The sequence below is a fragment of the Meridianimarinicoccus roseus genome (assembly GCF_003172915.1).
Classification (GTDB): domain Bacteria; phylum Pseudomonadota; class Alphaproteobacteria; order Rhodobacterales; family Rhodobacteraceae; genus Meridianimarinicoccus; species Meridianimarinicoccus roseus.
On record NZ_QGKU01000063.1, the window covers coordinates 1 to 16,873 of the forward strand.

Below are 16,873 nucleotides of genomic sequence, written 5' to 3' on the forward strand. Positions count from 1 at the left end.
CAGTCGTTCGATGAAGATGTTGTCCAGATAGCGGCCCTTGCCGTCCATCGATATGCGGACGCCCGAGCGGCGCAAGCGGTCTGTCCACTCAAACGATGTGAACTGCGATCCCTGATCGCTGTTCATGATGTCAGGTGGCCCGAACCGATATATAGCCTCGTTCAGCGCCTCGACGCAGAAGTCGGCGTCCAGCGTGTTCGAGATCCGCCACGCCAGAACCGTTCGGGTGTGCCAGTCCATGATCGCGACCAGATAGAGGAACCCGCGGCGCATCGGCAGGTAGGTGATGTCCACGCACCAAACCTGGTTTGGCCTGTCCACCCGCAGCCCGCGCAGCAAATAGGGATAGGTCTTGTGACCTTTCGTCGGCCTGCTGGTGTTGGGTTTCTGGTAGATTGGCATCAACTCCATCAGGCGCATGAGCCGACGGATGCGCTTCTCGTTCACCGCGTGGCCTTCGTTGCGCAGGTGCCACGTCATCTGACGCACACCGAAGAAGGGCGTCTCCAGGAACTGCACGTCGATCAGCCGCATCAGCGCGAGGTTCTGCTCGGTCTCGCCCTGCGGCGTGTAGTAGAAAGATGACCGCGGTATCGACAGAAGCGCGCACTGTTGGCCGATCGACAGGTCAGGATGGTCGCGTTCGATCATGCCACGCCTCACTTCCCGCCCCAGGGTTTGAGCTTTCTTTCCAAAAAAGAGTTGGCCACCGCCAGCTCTCCGATCTTGGCATGTAGATCCCGAACCTGATCCTCGTCGATGACGGGTGCCTTGCAGCCGCCACGTTCGAAGACACCGGACGCGCCTTCGAGCAGCGCACGTTTTCATTGATTGATCATCGTTGGATGCACGCCGAACCGGCTCGCCAACTCCGACACGGTCGCCTCGCCTCTCAGCGCTTCCAGCGCCACCTTCGCCTTGAACTCAGCGGCATGCTGTTTTCGTTTCGACATCTTCGATCTCCTTCTTGGTGAAGATCAGCAGACAGCAATTCAAAGCCTACGTCAGTGTCCAGTTTTCGGGGACCACCTCACATCCGGGTCACGCTTCTCTTTGCAGTCTGGTTGATGCCACGTGGGACTTCGCTGCACGCATGTGTCGGATTGGTTGTGGAGAACCTCGCTTTTAGACGCGCTTGGTGGCGCAGCAGACATTTTCGGCTCCATCCACAAACCTCGTCCGGTGAGGACGATCCCGTTCAGATCGATGTTGGGCGGTCAGATCATGCCATGCCCTCCACCTTTTCTGGACGGGACTCGGAGCCATCGGCCCACATGCGGTGGAGGAGAACGGCCAGTTTGCGCGCAACAGCCACAACCGCGCGGCGGCGTCCTTTGGTGCGCATCAAGCGTATGCCCCAGGACTTGATCTGCGACCCGGCCATGGTTCGCATGAGCAACGCATTGGCGGCAGCTTAGAGCGTTGCTCTCACATCTCGGTCCCCGGCCTTCGATATCCGGCCTTGGTTGTCGTGTTCGCCAGACTGGTATCGTCGGGGCGTCAGGCCAAAGTGGGCGGCCACGGTGCGAGACCGTTTGAACCGCGTAGGGTCATCGACCGCCGCCTTGAAAGTCAAAGCCGCGATCCGGCCGACACCGGGCACAGTCATCATGCGCATGCAGACCTCATCCTGACTGGCGGCGCGTTTGACCCGTCGGTCGAGCTCCAGGAAGTGCTGATACAGAACCAGCCGAGCATCCAGCAGCGGCAGCATGGCATGGGCCAGTACCTCGTCCATCTTGATCATCGGCCGGACAACACCGTCGAAACTGCCATGCTTCACCGTCTTCGGCAGGCGAATGCCAAATATCTTCAGCAAACCTCGCACCTCGTTGGCCAGATCGATGGTCTTGCTCAGCAACGCCTTACGCGTGCTCAGAAGGGCTCGAACCCCGTGTGCCTCCCGGCTCTTCATGTGAACGGGGCTGAACCACCCAGTCCGCAGGATTTGAGCGATGCCGCGCGCATCGTTTCGATCCGTCTTGTTGCGCATCGCGGACAGCGCGGCGCTGACTTGGCGTGCCTCCATGCAGACGACGTCGAATCCTTCTGCCTTCAATCCGTAGAACAGATGCTGGCTCAAGGTGCCTGACTCGAACCCGACGCGCTCGATTGAACCGGGAAGCGCGGTCAGATAGCCGGATATCTCCCCGATCTCGCAAGGCAATTCTCGCTCATGCAGAACCGTGCCATTGCTGTCGACAACACAAACCGCGCAGGACCGCAGCGACACATCCAAGCCCGCATAATACTCCATTCGAAATCTCCCTTGTTCACAGATTTCCTGTGATCCTATAGGGAGCTCGACCTCAGTTCAGGGTTAGCCCAATTACGCATGCTCTGGGCCGGACTACTTCAAAGCGGCTGTTCTCCGTCGGCCGCACCACTGCTTTCACACCTTCTGTATGCGGCCCTTTCATTGCAGCCACCGTACCGGGGTGGATGGTGTTCACGGATGGCAGGCCGTTGGCGGTTTGCACTGCGGCAACAATGAACTGCCGGCCGAGGCGCCTTTGCCGCGCATGCAATTGTTGGCCGCCCCGCGCCGTCCCTCTCGTCGCTGCTTGGCCCTGCGGGGCCTGCTTCGCGACACATTTGGCATCGCGCCTCGAACGCCGGACGAGACACAGGTCGTGATTGCTGCCCGGGATCACGCTATACCTGCATGGCGCACCGATGCTGCGGCTTCCCCGACCTGCGGCGATGGGAGACTGCGGCGCGCTGAAACGAGAGACTTTCACCATGCCCAGCTTCGCCCGAACGGATCCTCTTGCCGACCCCGCTGCCACCGCGGCATCGGTTCCCGGTCTTGCGCACGCCCCCGCGACGGCGCGCAACAGGGAACCGATCCGTCAGGCGCTGGCCGGGCTTCTCCCGGCGCACCCCTGCAGGGTCCTGGAAGTGGCCTCGGGCTCGGGCGAACATGCCCTGTGGATGGCGCGGGCTCTGCCGCAAGTGACCTGGGTTCCGAGCGAAGCCACGGCGGGTGGTCTCGCCAACATCGACCGCTGGCGCATGCTCTGCCCGGAACTGTCGGGGCGCGTTCTGCCAGCGGTGCTGCTGGACGCCAGCCAGCCACCCTGGCCCGGGGACCCTGTAGATGCCGTCTTCGTCGCAAACCTCACGCATATCGCGCCCTGGTCTGCAACGCTCGGGCTGGTGGGCGGCGCTGCCGCCCGGCTCGTTGCCGGAGGATTGCTCCTCATCTACGGCCCGTTCAACGAATGCGGTGGGTACACGGGCGACGGCAACGCGCGTTTCGACGCAGACCTGCGCAGGCGCAATCCCGAATGGGGCCTGCGTGACCGCGAGGCGGTGGACGCCGTAGCCGAAGGATCAGGCTTCGTCGTCGAGCCAGCCCAGGATATGCCGGCAAACAACCGGCTGCTGGTCTATCGCCATCCCGGTCGCGATAAGAAGCGTCACCGCTGACGTCGCAAGGCCGATTTCCCGGTCGTTTCCGGGTTCGGACTTGTCCGGTTTGCGAGCCTGCGTCAGGAAGCCCATGTATTTTGGGCCTCGCCTGGAAACGTCCCATGGACCGGTCCGATCAAGATCTCGACCGTCTGAGCGCACTGTTGCACGCGCTGCCGGTCGACACCATGCCCATGACGCTCAGCGAGCTTGCTGGCTACGTCACCGGCGTTCTCGCCTGCACGGAGATGATTCCGCCCTCCGAATGGATGCCGGGCGTCTGGGGCGAGACCGAAACGGCGGAGTTTCCCGACGAGAAGACCGCCACTGACACGGTCGGTGCCGTGATGGCGCATTACAACGACATCGCCGAGGCGATGATCCGCTCGCCCTGGATCGAACCGATCTACGAGATCGATCCCAACAGTGACGAGATCCTGCGGGAACCCTGGGTCGATGGCTTTACGCGCGCCCTCGGACTGAGACCGGACGCCTGGGAGCGTTTGCTCGATCGGCCCGACCAAGAAACGAGGACCACGATGGTCTTCCTAACGGCGCTGCAGGAGATCTACATGGGCCAAAGCAAGTTCTCGGGGGATGAGACCGGCGCGATCGACATAGAGGCCCTGGACCTGATCCCGAGTTGCGTCGCCACAATACTCCACCAGTCGCGGCCCGAGCTTTACCACGAAGACCCCGCACATCCGCCCCATGCGCCGTTCAGGGCAGGTCCCCGGTCTGGACGCAGCGCTCCGTGCACTTGCGGCTCAGGCCGCAAATACAAGCAATGCTGCGCCCGGAACTGAGCTTTGGCACTGAGGCAATCCCGGCTCAAGATGGACTTCGGCAACGGGGATCAGCGCTGCGAGGCGGCTTCTCGAAACCGGCCATTCGTACTGCATGCAATATTCTTGAGGAACCCGCGATCGCAGTGCGGACTGGTGTGGCGTTGGCCGCCTCCAGGGTTGCCAGTAACACTCTCAATAAATTAGCGTGACGGAACGCAGGTACAGGGGTTGTGGAAATGGGGCTTCTCGACACGCTTTTCGGAGCGATCAATGACTTCACGTGGGGTTGGTCGCTGATCCCGTTTCTCGTCGTTCTCGGCGTGTTCTTCACAGTCGCCAGCGGGTTTGTGCAGTTCCGTTTTTTCAAACGGATGTTCAATGTCCTGACGGGGGGTGACGAGGACAACGATCCGACCAAGATCAGTGCACGCGAAGCGCTGTTCGTCTCCGTGGGCGGGCGCGTCGGCGGCGGCAACATCGCCGGCGTCGCAGTGGCGATCACCGCCGGCGGGCCCGGTGCGGTATTCTGGATGTGGGTCATCGCACTGATCGGCATGTGCACCGCGCTGGTCGAGGCAACGCTGGCCCAGCTTTACAAGCGCACGGACGAAAACGGCGACTATCGCGGCGGTCCGGCGCGGGCGATCGTGCACGGCCTTGGCGAAAACTACCGTTGGCTGGCGACTATCTACGCCGTCTGCCTGATTGCCTCGTTCTCCATAGGGTTCAATGCGTTCCAGGGCAATACCGTCGCCGGTGCGGCGCTTGATTCGATGGACGTTCCACGGCTGTGGACGGGAATCGCCCTGTCGCTGCTGACAGGCGTCATCGTGTTCGGCGGCATACACCGGATTGCCAAGGCAGCCGATGTGATCATCCCCGTGATGGCAATTGGTTATATCGGGATGGCGCTGGTCGTGATCGTGCTGAATGTTTTCTCGCTCCCTGCCGTGCTCTGGGATATTGTCGCCAATGCGTTCGGGCTTCGGGAGGCAGTCGCCGGCGGAATGGGTGCTGCCATCGCGCAAGGGCTGCGGCGCGGTCTCTTTTCCAACGAGGCCGGGCTTGGCTCGGCGCCCAACGTGGCCGCGACGGCCTATGTGAAACACCCGGTAAGCCAGGGGATCACCCAGAGCTTCTCGGTTTTCATAGACACGATTTTGATCTGTTCATGTACGGCGTTCGTGATCCTGCTCGCCGATGTCTACCAGCCCGGCGCGGAAGGCATCGACGGCGTGGCGCTCACTCAGCAAAGCATGGTCGAACATGTGGGCGCATGGGCGCAGTACTTCCTGACCTTCGCGATCCTGCTATTCGCGTTCTCGTCGATCATGTACAACTATTACCTTGGCGAAAACGCACTGATCTTCATGACCGAGAACAAGATGGCGGTGCTTGTGCTGCGGGTGGCCATCATGGGCATTGTCTTCCTCGGCGCCGTGGCGCCCGGAGCGACGGCAGTCTTCGCGTTCTCGGACCCAATGATGGGAATTCTCGCTGTAGTGAACCTGCTGGCATTGATGATGCTCTTCCCGGTGGCGATGCGCATCATCACCGACTTCAGGACCCAGTTGGCGGCGGGTGTGGCCAAGCCGGTCTTCGATCCAGCGCAGTTCCCGGACCTCGATACCGACCCGTCTGCTTGGCCAGACGCACCGGCCGCTGCGGCTGGTCGCGGGCCAGTCGGTTCGACCTAGGCTAGCAACTGTATCTGTCAGGTCGTCGCGGCAGTCCATTTGTGACGGCTTTTGCACTGGGCGTCGGCGATGGTGACGAGCTTTTTGGCGGGGACTGTTACGCTAATTTGCGCGTGTTGCAGGTTTACCTGATGGCACAATTGGTCACGCGGCGGTCTCGAAGAGGCTTGCGATGAATTCGATCTCGTCTCTGACGCCGGGTTGTTGGTGGTAGATATGGCCGCGTTTGATGGTCCTGATCGTCTCGAGTCCGCTCAGAGTGGCTTTGGCAAATGCCGGGACTGACCATCTGGCACGCAGTTCTATCTTAGATCTACCGATGTCCGACCCAGCCACGATCATCGGTAAAAGCACGCGCGCCGGAGATCTGCGTGGGTCCGTAATCATCGGGCAAGCCGTCCAGAGGCTCAAGACCCAGATCGGATGCCGCGAAGAGGATGTTGGTTCGACCATTCTCTTTGATGTCGCCCTGAACTGTTTCGATCCGCGGAAAAAGCTTTCTCAGGATTGCATGGACGCCGCGCGCGAGGGGACCGTCGGGGGCATCGATAAGGTTAACATAGACCGGTCCATCGACAATTTCTTCAAGCCGGGCAAATGTCTCGAGCGTGACCAGATGCGCCGGGACCGAACCGGATGAGAAGGCATCCATCACCGCGGCGTCAAAGCGCTGGTCTGTTTCTTCCAGGTAGACCCTCCCGTCGGCGTGAACGATCTCGAGCCGTCCCTCCGCACCCGCATCGTCGATTGCGTCATGACCGGTCCGCGCGATCATCTTCGCTGCGTTCGGCAGGTGCATGCGCACCACCTTCGTCACCAGGGGGTCGATCTCCACCGCGACCGCTTGCGCCTTCGGCCGAGAGGCGAGCAGCTTTGTCGGCAGCGTGTAACCGCCGCCCCCAATGAAAAGAACCGATGCATCCGGCCCGAGATCGCGATCCATGCGGGCCCAGAGCCACTTGGTATAGCTCAGGGCAAGCCCGACCGTGCCATCCTCACCCTCTACCGGTGTGACCCGCTCGGCGGCTTGCACAGTACCATCCGAGACCAAAAGCACTTCGGGGCCTTGCTCCACGACATGCAAGCAGGACAGCCCGGATTCATACTGGCAGGCCGGGGATCCGGCGAGACCTGCAAAGCCGACAAAACCCGCAGCCGCGATGGTCACGCTTGGGTTGCCCGGGCCGCCACCGCGCACGACCGGCAGGCAAAGCAGCGCCACCGCCCCGCAGGCGGCGAAAGTCGCCGTCGACCCAATCAGGGGCAGCGTCACGAACCCGGCGAGGATGGCTCCGACAATCGCCCCTACCGACCCTGCCGCCAGCACGAAACCCAGCGACGATCCCTCCCGGCCTGGCCGCGCCTCGATCGCGATCTTCGCAAGCAACGGCGATGGAAGCGTCACACAGACGGATGCTGGAAAGAACACGATAAACACGCTGAGCATCATGCCATCGATGCCGCGCGCACCGAAAGCGTGCAGCAAGCCGAGCAAGGTAGGCGACACGGCCATCAGCACCGCCGTCGCGATAAGCGCGCTGCGGACATTGCGCAGGGCGACGGCCCGCGGCCGTTCCGCCACGATCCCGCCAAGGGCGCTGCCCAAGGAAAATCCGCCCAGAACCGTCGCGATCACGGTCGTCCAGGTCAGCAGCGAGGTCCCGAAGAACGGTGCGAGCACGCGGCCCGCGGCGATCTCGTAGGTCAGCCCCACGGCGGACAGGACGAGGATCAGGGCGATAGTGATAGAAAAGCGGATGGAAGCCTCCCATGTCGTTTTCAAGAACAGATAAGCGGTCCTGCCCAGCGTGACGCCGCGACGTGGCAGGTAACCCTCGAAACCATGTTCTTCCAGCACCAACAACAAAAGGCCTTGCGTGCGTGCTCGAATGGGCATGCCGCCTACCAGTGAGGGTGCCCCCGGAGGAGAGGCCACCAAAGCAAAGGTCCGGCTGCGCCACGGGTTCGGCATCAACACCACGGTCAACGGCGTCCTGCTGCACATTCTGCAGGAATGGGCGGGCCATGCGCACCTCAGCACGACGGCGATCAACGCCGATAGCTTTGGCAAGAAAGAGCAAAATATCGCTGCCATTGTGTGGGGGTAGCGGATAGGTATCCGGTCTGGCCAGATTTCCTCGTATGGCTCGACACGTCAGCGTACGAGGTCGCCGCGACATTCTCTATGGTGGATGTCCGGGCGCTGGCCGAAAGCTTCCTCGCCTTTCCACTGAAAGTGGTTTTCGCTGCCGGGAAGCTCGATCTCCTCGATGCGGTGATGGCGCAGATCGACCTGAACCGGCGCCTTGATGACAGCCGTCGCGCCATCGCCGACGGACATGGGATTCTCGCCGATGCGACGTGTTTCGCGGCCCTTCGAGACCGCGCCTTGCGCCAGGTTTCTCGATCTTCGGGACCCGTGCAGCCCGTAGCTGTTCTCTTCGCCCCAAGTGTCGATGCCGCCCTGGTGGCGCTCGTCGATCAATTTGATACGGATAGCGTTTCGGCTCTGCTCGATTTTCTCGAAAGTATCCAGCCGCGGCTGGTCGATTCACTGGGCATGTTGCCGGAGGCCGAACCGGTGTTCCAGGGCAGGGTGCGGCTGCTCCCCATAGAGGGCTAGGTCTTCCTCTACGAATACTATCCCGGTGCTCGCGAGGTCCATGTTCTGGACATGATTGCCCCGGGCCGGAACGGGCGCAGAGGGAGCCGGGGCGAAACCCTCCCGAAATCCCGGGGGTATCGGCCCAAGGTTTGTCATGGCCAAGCCGCTGAAATCCAGTTGGGCGGGGGAGGGTGGTCACAAACGACCGATATCGGTGAAAACCACGCCCTGCCACATGTTGTGCTTGAATAGGTCGGCGCTTCTTAAGCCGCTGTGATTGCGGCCAAAAGCAGTGGCTTTGTGCCGCGCGGTTCGGCCCGCTTCGAAGCCTCAACACGGGACCTTTCTGACCATACTTTTCTAGTTGTGGGCGGCTACAGCATCAACGTCCAACTTGGGTGGAAGGCGCTTAACTTTTTTGGAAAGCTCTGGTGCTCCTGCTGTTATACGGAAAGCCACCTGAAAATCGGCCGTGAACAGAAACCAGAGGTCTTTCATGATGAACCCCGTAAGGATTGCCCGCGCGACCACGCTCTATCCCGATACCCCTGTTTCGAGGCAGCCGCGCATTCTGGTGGCGGTTTGGGCGTCTGCGGCGGTGCTCGCGCTGACCGCCTGCGGCGGAGGAGAGCGGGCCACTCGGGGCGACAGCTGTTCGGGTCGGCTGACCGTTGCCGGTGATCCGGCGCTTGCAGCCGCACTGCCATTCAACATCTACGCGCCGGGACCTGCGGATGACCTCAATGCGCAGGAGGCGGAACTCTACGAGGCGCTGATGCGCCATCGCGAAACGCTTGGCCTGCCGCGTGTGCCGCTGTCGCGCGGGCTCACGCTGGTGGCCGGGCGCCATGCCATGGATACGTCAGTGAACATCCTCGGAAAGGGGGGACAAGCCCCCGGCAGCAATTCCCATAGCTGGTCGGATGCACCCTATCCGGCCGATCACAGCCGACCCGAAGTGATGTGGGAAGCCCCGAGGAGACTGAATTCGGGCTATTGCGCCACGGCGTATGAAATCTCGGCGGACGGTTTTCCGGAAATGTCACAGGTGGTCGATGGCTGGCTCGCGTCCTCTGGTCATGCGCCAGTGATCGAGAACACCGGGCCTTGGCGCGGCAAGGACTGGAAAGCGGTGGGTGTCGGGGTCGCACCGGCCACTACCAGCGGGCCGCCTGTTTACCATGTCTGGTTCGCCGAGACTCCGGACCCTGGCGGCGCGCCTGACTTCAGGCCCTAGCCGCCCCCGGCGTCGCCCACAGTCGGATCAGGTCCAAAGGGCCGAACGAGAAACGATGCGGTGGAGTGCACACTGCGCGAACCGGATGGCGCTTTGGCCGGCGACGTCAATCGCTTTGGGTGATGTGTCGGGCTCAGGGGGCGTTCAGGATGTCTGCTGGGGGAAGGGCACACCTGCGCACAGGGCACCCCGAGTAAACAAGGCGATCCTGACGGCGCTGTCGGTGAGGACGGTTTCGCGTTTAACATTTCGTTAGGTAATTCTTGCCAACGTTGTCGCCATGACCGTCTGGCAATTCTTCCTTCGGACGGAACCGACTGCGCCCGCGACACGGCGCGGATATGTGCGTGCCGAGTGCGAGACCACAGCGCGACAGCTTGTGAAGCGCCCGGACGCCATCCTGATCGACATCCCACATTCTGGCTGGCCGGGGTCGCCGGACGCGCAGGTCCTCTGGCCAAACTGACTGCCGCGCGACGGTGGACCGTTCCGTCGAGAGAAACTGGCCGATTGCTTCCCTCAAGCAACCGAACGGTGCCGTCAGGCTGTCAGGCGATAGACCCGACCGCGCGCGTCATGCGGTTCGGAGGTGACCGTCATCCCCAGCCGCTCTTTCAACGCGCCGGACATTGCGCCACGTACGGTGTGCGCCTGCCATATGCGCCATCGTTCCCAACCGTAAGCGAATTCCAAATGGGGCGGGAAAAGCGCGTACGGAAGCCATCGACCACTGAGCTGCTGCCGGTTTCGTGGACACGAAGATAAGATCGTGACCATGGAACTGGAGAGTGGATATGACGAGACGGAAGTTCAGCCGCGAGTTCAAGATCGAGGCGGTCAAGCTGGTGACCGAGCGGGGTGTTTCGGTTTCTCAGGCATGCCGGGATCTGGAACTTGCAGAGAGCGTGCTGCGTCGCTGGATGCGCGAAGCGGCTTTGGCACCTGCAACGGCCTTCCCCGGCAACGGGCAGCAGCGCGCTGATCTGGCCGAGATCGCGGCCCTGAAGAAAGAGGTCGCCAAGCTCAAGGCGGAGCGTGACATCCTAAAAAAAGGGCGAGCCATGTGCGTCATTGGTTCAAGCACAATGGCGAGCGCTTACTTCGCGCGGGAAGCGACATGACGTTCGCGTTCGTTGCGAAGTATCGGCACATCTGGCCGGTCAGTAGGATGTGCGAGGTGCTGGGCGTCTCTCGGTCGGGCTTCCATGCCTGGCTCAGACGACCGATCAGCGCCCGGGCGAGCTACGACGCGAAGCTCGTCGTGGAGATCGACAAGAGCTTCAAGGCCAGCGATCGGACCTATGGTGCCCGCCGCGTCTGGCGCGACGTGCTCGAGGACGGACTGGCCTGCGGACTGCACCGGATCGAGCGCCTGATGCGGCAGAACGCCATGAGAGCGCGGCCGAAGCGACGCGGGAGGCCGAAGGACGATGGCGAACGCTCGGTCATCGCCGACAATATCCTCGACCGGGACTTCCATGCCGACCGGCCGAACCAGAAGTGGCTGGCCGACTTCGCCTACATCTGGACCGCCGAGGGCTGGCTCTACGTCTCAGTCGTGCTGGACCTCTTCTCCCGGGTTCGCCATTGTGCTTGAACCAGTGGCGCATCAATGGCTCACCGTCGGCTGGTCCATGAAGGCGGACCGGGATGCCGCGCTGGTCATGGATGCCCTGATGATGGCCGTCTGGCGCCGCGGGAAAGCCGCAGCGCTGCTCCACCATTCGGACCAGGGCTCGCAACATACCAGCGAGCAGTTCCAACGCCTGCTGCTCGACACCGGCATCACCTGCTCAATGAGCCGGGCGGGTAATGTCTGGGACAACTCGGCGATGGAAATCTTCTTCTCATCGCTGAAAACCGAACGGACGGCACGCAAGGTCTACCGCACCTGCAACGCCGCCCGCGCCGACGTGTTCGACTACATCGAGCGCTTCTACAATCCGAGACGACGCCACTCGAAGCTGGGCTATCTCAGCCCCATGGTGTTCGAGGATCGCGCTATGCAAACCTACCCCGGTGTCCACGGAACCGGCAGCACGCCAGATCAGGTCCGCGACAGCTCGGTGGTTTTCCGTCTCATGGTCGGTGCCGACCGCGCTCTCACGGACTACTGCGGCGTCGCGAAGAACCCCCACGATCTCGTCCTCCAGCAGCAGTCGGCGATCGCTCATGGCAAGCAGCAGCGCCTCAAAGATCGATAGGGCAGCCTGACCTGCATGTTCGCTTGCGGTGTACATTTCGGGTTCCTTCCTCGGCATCACGAACCGGTGGAAGTTGAGGCTCAGATGCGTCCGTACTTCTCGTAGGATGTGGTCTATGCTGAACTGATACAGAGTTTTGTCCGAGCCGAATTCCGCTTTTGGGTCCAGACTAGCCAAGAGGCCCGATGACATCAGTTGAACACAGCCCCCTGACACGTAAGCTTTCCGCGTTCGTCGCCCTATCTCAGGTCGAGTTGGCCGTCCTTGAACGACTGCACCAGCGCCGCCGGACCTTTGTCGCTAGGCGGGAAATGGTGCATCAGGGCCAGTCGGCTCAGGCGGCCTACATCTTGTCAGGCGGCTGGGTTTGCTCCTACAAGCGGCAGACCGACGGGACGCGGCAGATCGTGGATTTCCAGGTGCCGGGGGATTTTCTCGGGTTGCGAAGCGTTCTGTTGCGCACCTCGGACCACAGCTTCGAACCCATCGTGGACATCGAGGCTGCCGAAGTGATGACCAGAGACCTGCTGGAAGCCTTCGCGCTGACCCCGCGCCTGGCGACCGCAATTCTCTGGGCGGCGTCAAGGGACGAGGCGATGGTGGTGGAACATCTCGTCGGAATCGGTCGGCGTGACGCGGATGCCCGCATGGCTCATTTCTTGTTGGAACTGGGATCGCGGCTTGCGCTTGTCGGCATGGGCGGCAAGGACGGCTTCGACTGCCCGCTGACGCAGTATCACCTCGCCGACACGCTGGGGTTGAGCGCGGTCCATGTGAACCGCGTCCTGCGCCAGCTTCGCGAGAATGGACTGGTGACCTTTCGGGACGGACATGTGACGTTTGACGATTACGGAGGGCTGGTGAAACTTGCAGAGTTCGATCCGGCCTATCTGGACCAGACCGGGCCGCTCCTGAAATAGGAGGGCCGCCCTCCTTTGCGTGGCAGGCGGCCCCGGGGATCAACTCAGACGCTGCATGTCACACGAGGGCGTGGGTCGCCGCATCCAGTTCCTTGTTGGTCTCGGCGTCATTCTTGGCGGTGTTCGCCTTCTCGGCTGCCTGGTAATGCTTCAGCGCATTATCCTTCTTGGGGCCTGCGGGCGCCTTGTCCCATGCGGCCTTGACGGATTTCATCTTGTCGGCGGTCTTGTTCTGTTCGGGAGTCATTGGGATTGTCCTTTCAAGGACGTTCCGAGAAAAAGAAGCGTGCCGACAAGCCGACCTTGTCGGGGCGGCTAGCCAACACGCTCCTCGGGTGCTCGGAAAATTGCGCCACCTAATATTCGGTAGCAATTCCTACCTTAACGATGTCACGCCTCCCCGGACTGACGTAGGTTAGTCCGACTCCGGCGCGCGTCGATTGCGCCTGTCTTTTGTCAAGTCACCGCTGTTTGTTGGTGGGAAATCCTCAACCAGCTCTCGTCATCGTTGAGGTAGGTGGAGCTACAAAGGGCCTTGTAGATCGGAATATCGGGTTTTTCTGCCGAGACGCGATAGGTAAGAATGACGATGTCACGACACCGCGTAACGCGCCGGTCGGCCATGACAACGGAGCGCCAACCGGTATTCTGTCTGAGATGGGTCCAGATCTGGTCACCCTTGAGAATTCCTGACGGATAGGGGAAAATCATCACGGCATAGGTTGCTGTCGTCGCCCGCGCGTTTTCGGCGCCGCTGGTCCAGAAGTGCTCTTCCATGTCCCAGAGCACGCACTGTTCCAGAGACGACAGGGTTTGAGCTTTAAGCCCTAAATAGACTACTGTACTAGCGGCCTGCGTGAAGTTGGTCATTCGCCAAATTCCCATCCGCCGGCCATCAGTATCTGAGACAGCACGAATACGATCGCGAGTACCGCCCAGATCACGCCGATTGCACTCGGGCCGCCGGAGGTGACTGTCGAGGCAACTGGCCTCAGGATCCTTGTCGCGTGCCCTTCAGGAAGCAACTGGCTCAGGTTTCGCGCGACACTGTCGTGATCGATTGCAAGCGCGGGAACATCGCGAAATTGGGCAAGCAGCGTCCCCAGCCGGACTTGCGCGGCCCCGCGCCCCAGCGCGACCAGGTCAGCGGTTTCTTTCCATGGGTCGAGGCCGAGCCGCGCGAGCGTGGAAAGGACCGTGACGACATATCCGTTTCGATCCTCGCCGACGGACGCATAGAGAAATTGCCCGAACTCGGGTGGGTGCGGGTTGAGGACATTGGATTGGGCCATCGTCTTTCCATTCCTTGGTTGCAAGAACGCGGGACGCGCCTGTTTCGGCCAAACGATAGCCGCAACCCGCCCATGACACGCTTACACAAGTCAGTGTCGGCAGCAGTTCCGGGCAGCTTTGAACCGGTTCCGAGCCCGGCGCTAACCTGCGTCAGCGCGGGTCCAACGAAGCCGACATATATGTGGTTTGACACCGTTCGACTGATGACCCGAACCCCAAGGGGCTTCAGCAGTTTTGTGCGACAGATCAGCCTAAATCGCGGAGACCAGAGATGAACATGCGGTCGACCAGATCGATGGTGACGTTTTTGAACCCATTCACCCTGCCGGGTTACCTGGGCGAGTTGCCCGCTGGCGACTACGAGGTCCTTGTCGAAGAAGAGCGTCTCGAGGGGTTGAGCTTCGAGGCCTACAGGCGGACAGCGACCTATCTGACAGTGCATCCCGGGGGGGACCGATCCGGACGCACAGAACTACGCGCGACTTCTGAAGACGACCTAAAAGCGGCGCTGAACCGGGATAAGGCCATGACCCTGAACACCAATGGCAGCGATGCGGCGCTTTCCCCGCAAGAGGACTTGAAATGAATACGCCCGAATGGCTCAAACCCGGCATCTATGGCGCGCTGATCGGTGCGATCTTCGTCGGTATCGCGGGATTCACCTGGGGTGGCTGGGTGACCGGTGGAACGGCGAATGATAGGGCGATGGCAATGGCCCGCGACGATGTCGTCGCCTCCATGGTGCCGGTTTGTCTGGATATGGCGCTGTCCGACCCGGCGAGTGCGGACAAGATGGCAACGATCCGGGCCGCCTCGACCTACCAGCGGCGCGATGCGCTGATGACAGCGGGCTGGGCAACCATGCCGGGAACCGATGGGCCGGATCGGGATATAGCGCAGTCGTGCCTTGCAGAACTTGATGCCGATGGTTTGCTGGATCCTTCTGAGAAAGCGGCCGATGAAGGGTGACCCGTGCCATCCCTGCAGCAACATTCGCGCGGGGCGGCTGAACGGAACGCTGATGCTTGAGGCACCCGACAGATCTCCGTTTGCACCTGAACTCGTGATGAAACACAAAAAGCAACCGGTCCATCGCGCGTTTTCACGGCTTATCGCGAGGATGGTTTTCGTGGGAAGTGTGATCTCTTCCATCGCTTTTCCCGTCATTGCACAGGATGCGACGGGCCCGATGCCGCCGAACGCCCAGATGCGCACGTATGGAGACGGCTGGGTCTGTGATCTTGGGTATCGAGCAGCAGGCGGTGAGTGCCTGTCTATCGATATCCCTGAGCATGCCTTTCCAACTGGGCGGTCCTATGGGACGGGCTGGGCATGCAGTCGCGGGTATCAAGAAGTCGACGGTTCGGTATGCGCTGCCGTCCCTGTCCCCGCCAATGCTTTCCTGCGGCCTGCCGGCTACGATTGGCAATGCGAACGCGGGTACCGTCAGGAACGCGACGCTTGTGTTCCCCTCGTCTTACCTGAGCATTCCTATCTGACCGGAGACAGCGCGGGCATAGGATGGGCATGCGATCGCGGGTACGCGGCCGTCGGTGGGAAATGCGTTCTGATTGCCGTGCCAGACAACGCGTACCTGACCAACGAGAGCTATGGCGCCGCCTGGGTCTGCGAGAGAGGCTTCGTAAGAACCGGCGAGCAGTGTGACGCCATTGTCCTGCCGATGAACGCCTATCTTGATACGGCCTCCTACGGACCGGGATGGCGCTGTGAAAGGGGATACGCGATGCTGAACGACGCGTGCGTGGCCATCGATTTGCCTGAGAACGCCCATCTTCACCGATCCGGCAACCGGTGGAGCTGCGACCGGGGCTTTCAGCTATCGGAAGGGGAATGCATCCTTGGACGCTGAATCAGAAATGTCTCTCCGCGACGCGCGGGGATTGAGAGTGCAAATCGGCTGTCGATTGCGCTACGAATTTCAGCAGCCAACGCCAATGATCGCCATGCTGAACGTGCATTATTCGCGCTTCGGGGATCTGGAACGGGCAGATTATCTCGTCACGTCTCCGAGCGTGCCCCTCGAAAGCTATCGGGATGGCTTCGGCAACTGGTGCACGCGTTTGCTGGCGCCGTCTGGTGAATTTTCGTTGTCGACGGATGGTATCTTTCGCGACACGGGGCAACTCGATCCAACTTCCCCTGGCGCCCAACAACACGCGGTCCAGGATCTTCCGTTCGAAAGCCTCGTTTTTCTTCTGGGAAGCAGATACTGCGATACCGACCTCTTGTCGGAAGAGGCTTGGCGCCGCTTTGAGACGACCGAACCCGGTTGGTCGCGCGTTCAAGCGATCTGTGATTTCGTGCACGGGCATGTGCGCTTCGACTATATGCAAGCGAAAGCGACGCGCACCGCATCTCAAACGATGGCGGAGGGGCAGGGGGTTTGTCGCGATTTCGCCCATCTCGCCATCGCCCTGTGTCGCTGCATGAATATTCCAGCACGCTATTGCACCGGATATCTCAGTGATATCGGTGAACCGCTGCCTCATCCGCCGGGGGACTTCGCCGCGTGGATGGAAGTCTTTCTCGCTGGTGAATGGCATATGTTCGACCCGCGCAACAACAAGCCGAGGTTTGCGAGAATTCTGATCGCGCGCGGCCGCGATGCCGCCGATGTGCCTTTGACCCAGACATTCGGGGACAACACCTTGACGGACTTCAAGGTCTGGACCGAGGAATTGACCTAATCGACTT

Annotated in this window: 17 protein-coding genes and 4 pseudogenes; 12 read left to right on the plus strand and 9 right to left on the minus strand. The window is 61.3% G+C overall.

Translation table 11 applies throughout. The features are described from left to right. The 3 genes and pseudogenes from DKT77_RS18895 to DKT77_RS18900 form a co-directional block, all read right to left on the minus strand. Nucleotides 1-828, minus strand: an 828-nt coding sequence (locus DKT77_RS18895) for an IS3 family transposase (RefSeq protein WP_109813263.1), incomplete at its 3' end; no start/stop codon positions are given. Continuing rightward, entirely contained in the window at nt 825-953 is a 129-nt protein-coding gene (locus DKT77_RS20755; protein WP_146205045.1) for a transposase, read from the minus strand. The genes DKT77_RS18895 and DKT77_RS20755, both read right to left, overlap by 4 nt. A 269-nt stretch (nt 954-1,222) precedes the next feature. Further along, nucleotides 1,223-2,257: pseudogene (locus DKT77_RS18900) on the minus strand (IS110 family RNA-guided transposase). Between the two features lie 419 nt (nt 2,258-2,676). Here DKT77_RS18900 and DKT77_RS18905 point away from each other — a divergent pair. The 3 genes from DKT77_RS18905 (at nt 2,677) to DKT77_RS18915 (ending at nt 5,899) form a co-directional block, all read left to right on the plus strand. Continuing rightward, complete coding sequence (locus tag DKT77_RS18905; protein ID WP_238548027.1) at nt 2,677-3,432, plus strand: DUF938 domain-containing protein; 756 nt, start codon at nt 2,677-2,679, stop codon at nt 3,430-3,432. Nucleotides 3,433-3,536: 104 nt separating this feature from the next. Then, nucleotides 3,537-4,220 (plus strand): UPF0149 family protein, encoded by a 684-nt coding sequence (locus DKT77_RS18910; protein ID WP_109813213.1) that lies wholly within the window; start codon nt 3,537-3,539, stop codon nt 4,218-4,220. Between the two features lie 218 nt (nt 4,221-4,438). Next, the gene (locus tag DKT77_RS18915; protein WP_109813214.1) at nt 4,439-5,899 is read left to right on the plus strand and encodes an alanine/glycine:cation symporter family protein; all 1,461 of its coding nucleotides are present in this window, start codon (nt 4,439-4,441) and stop codon (nt 5,897-5,899) included. 144 nt (nt 5,900-6,043) lie between these two features. Here DKT77_RS18915 and DKT77_RS21585 read toward each other — a convergent pair. Continuing rightward, nucleotides 6,044-6,169 (minus strand): annotated as a pseudogene (locus tag DKT77_RS21585) (IS6 family transposase); the annotation flags it as partial. A gap of 43 nt (nt 6,170-6,212) precedes the next feature. Continuing rightward, entirely contained in the window at nt 6,213-7,796 is a 1,584-nt protein-coding gene (locus DKT77_RS18925) for a fused MFS/spermidine synthase (RefSeq protein ID WP_109813215.1), read from the minus strand. Here DKT77_RS18925 and DKT77_RS18930 point away from each other — a divergent pair. From DKT77_RS18930 to DKT77_RS18940, 3 genes are all read left to right on the plus strand, one after another. Next, nucleotides 7,795-8,007, plus strand: coding sequence for a hypothetical protein (locus DKT77_RS18930; protein ID WP_109813216.1), 213 nt, complete (start codon nt 7,795-7,797; stop codon nt 8,005-8,007). The genes DKT77_RS18925 and DKT77_RS18930 overlap by 2 nt on opposite strands. Before the next feature lie 77 nt (nt 8,008-8,084). Further along, nucleotides 8,085-8,522 carry a hypothetical protein gene (locus DKT77_RS18935; protein ID WP_146205046.1) on the plus strand — a complete coding sequence of 146 codons (438 nt, stop codon included), beginning with the start codon at nt 8,085-8,087 and terminating at the stop codon, nt 8,520-8,522. 478 nt (nt 8,523-9,000) lie between these two features. Further along, nucleotides 9,001-9,741 carry a CAP domain-containing protein gene (locus DKT77_RS18940; protein WP_109813218.1) on the plus strand — a complete coding sequence of 247 codons (741 nt, stop codon included), beginning with the start codon at nt 9,001-9,003 and terminating at the stop codon, nt 9,739-9,741. A 540-nt stretch (nt 9,742-10,281) separates the two neighbouring features. On the opposite strand, the pseudogene DKT77_RS21230 reads toward DKT77_RS18940, so the two are convergent. Then, nucleotides 10,282-10,398: pseudogene (locus DKT77_RS21230) on the minus strand (DUF3489 domain-containing protein); the annotation flags it as partial. Nucleotides 10,399-10,535: 137 nt separating this feature from the next. On the opposite strand from DKT77_RS21230, the pseudogene DKT77_RS18955 reads away from it, so the two are divergent. Continuing rightward, a pseudogene (locus tag DKT77_RS18955) lies at nt 10,536-11,741 on the plus strand (IS3 family transposase); the annotation flags it as partial. A 389-nt stretch (nt 11,742-12,130) separates the two neighbouring features. After that, a complete protein-coding gene (locus tag DKT77_RS18965; protein ID WP_109813221.1) occupies nt 12,131-12,865 on the plus strand; it encodes a Crp/Fnr family transcriptional regulator in 735 nt (244 codons plus the stop codon). 58 nt (nt 12,866-12,923) lie between these two features. Here the strand turns inward: DKT77_RS18965 and DKT77_RS18970 are convergent, their stop codons facing one another. The 3 genes from DKT77_RS18970 to DKT77_RS18980 form a co-directional block, all read right to left on the minus strand. Next, nucleotides 12,924-13,112, minus strand: coding sequence for a hypothetical protein (locus tag DKT77_RS18970; protein ID WP_109813222.1), 189 nt, complete (start codon nt 13,110-13,112; stop codon nt 12,924-12,926). Between the two features lie 209 nt (nt 13,113-13,321). Then, a complete protein-coding gene (locus tag DKT77_RS18975; RefSeq protein ID WP_238548028.1) occupies nt 13,322-13,735 on the minus strand; it encodes a hypothetical protein in 414 nt (137 codons plus the stop codon). Further along, a complete protein-coding gene (locus tag DKT77_RS18980) occupies nt 13,732-14,157 on the minus strand; it encodes a hypothetical protein (protein ID WP_109813223.1) in 426 nt (141 codons plus the stop codon). Before DKT77_RS18980 ends, DKT77_RS18975 begins: the two co-directional genes overlap by 4 nt. 272 nt (nt 14,158-14,429) lie before the next feature. Between DKT77_RS18980 and DKT77_RS18985 the strand changes: the two genes are divergently transcribed. The 4 genes from DKT77_RS18985 to DKT77_RS19000 all read left to right on the plus strand — a co-directional run bounded on the left by DKT77_RS18985 (nt 14,430) and on the right by DKT77_RS19000 (nt 16,866). After that, the gene (locus tag DKT77_RS18985; protein ID WP_109813224.1) at nt 14,430-14,744 is read left to right on the plus strand and encodes a hypothetical protein; all 315 of its coding nucleotides are present in this window, start codon (nt 14,430-14,432) and stop codon (nt 14,742-14,744) included. Next, nucleotides 14,741-15,127, plus strand: coding sequence for a hypothetical protein (locus DKT77_RS18990; protein ID WP_109813225.1), 387 nt, complete (start codon nt 14,741-14,743; stop codon nt 15,125-15,127). The genes DKT77_RS18985 and DKT77_RS18990 overlap by 4 nt, the downstream gene beginning before the upstream one ends. A 52-nt stretch (nt 15,128-15,179) precedes the next feature. Beyond that, nucleotides 15,180-16,028 carry a hypothetical protein gene (locus DKT77_RS20760; protein WP_146205047.1) on the plus strand — a complete coding sequence of 283 codons (849 nt, stop codon included), beginning with the start codon at nt 15,180-15,182 and terminating at the stop codon, nt 16,026-16,028. Between the two features lie 85 nt (nt 16,029-16,113). Further along, on the plus strand, nt 16,114-16,866 hold the full coding sequence (locus DKT77_RS19000; protein ID WP_238548029.1) for a transglutaminase-like domain-containing protein: 753 nt from the start codon (nt 16,114-16,116) through the stop codon (nt 16,864-16,866). The last annotated feature ends 7 nt before the right edge of the window (nt 16,867-16,873 follow it).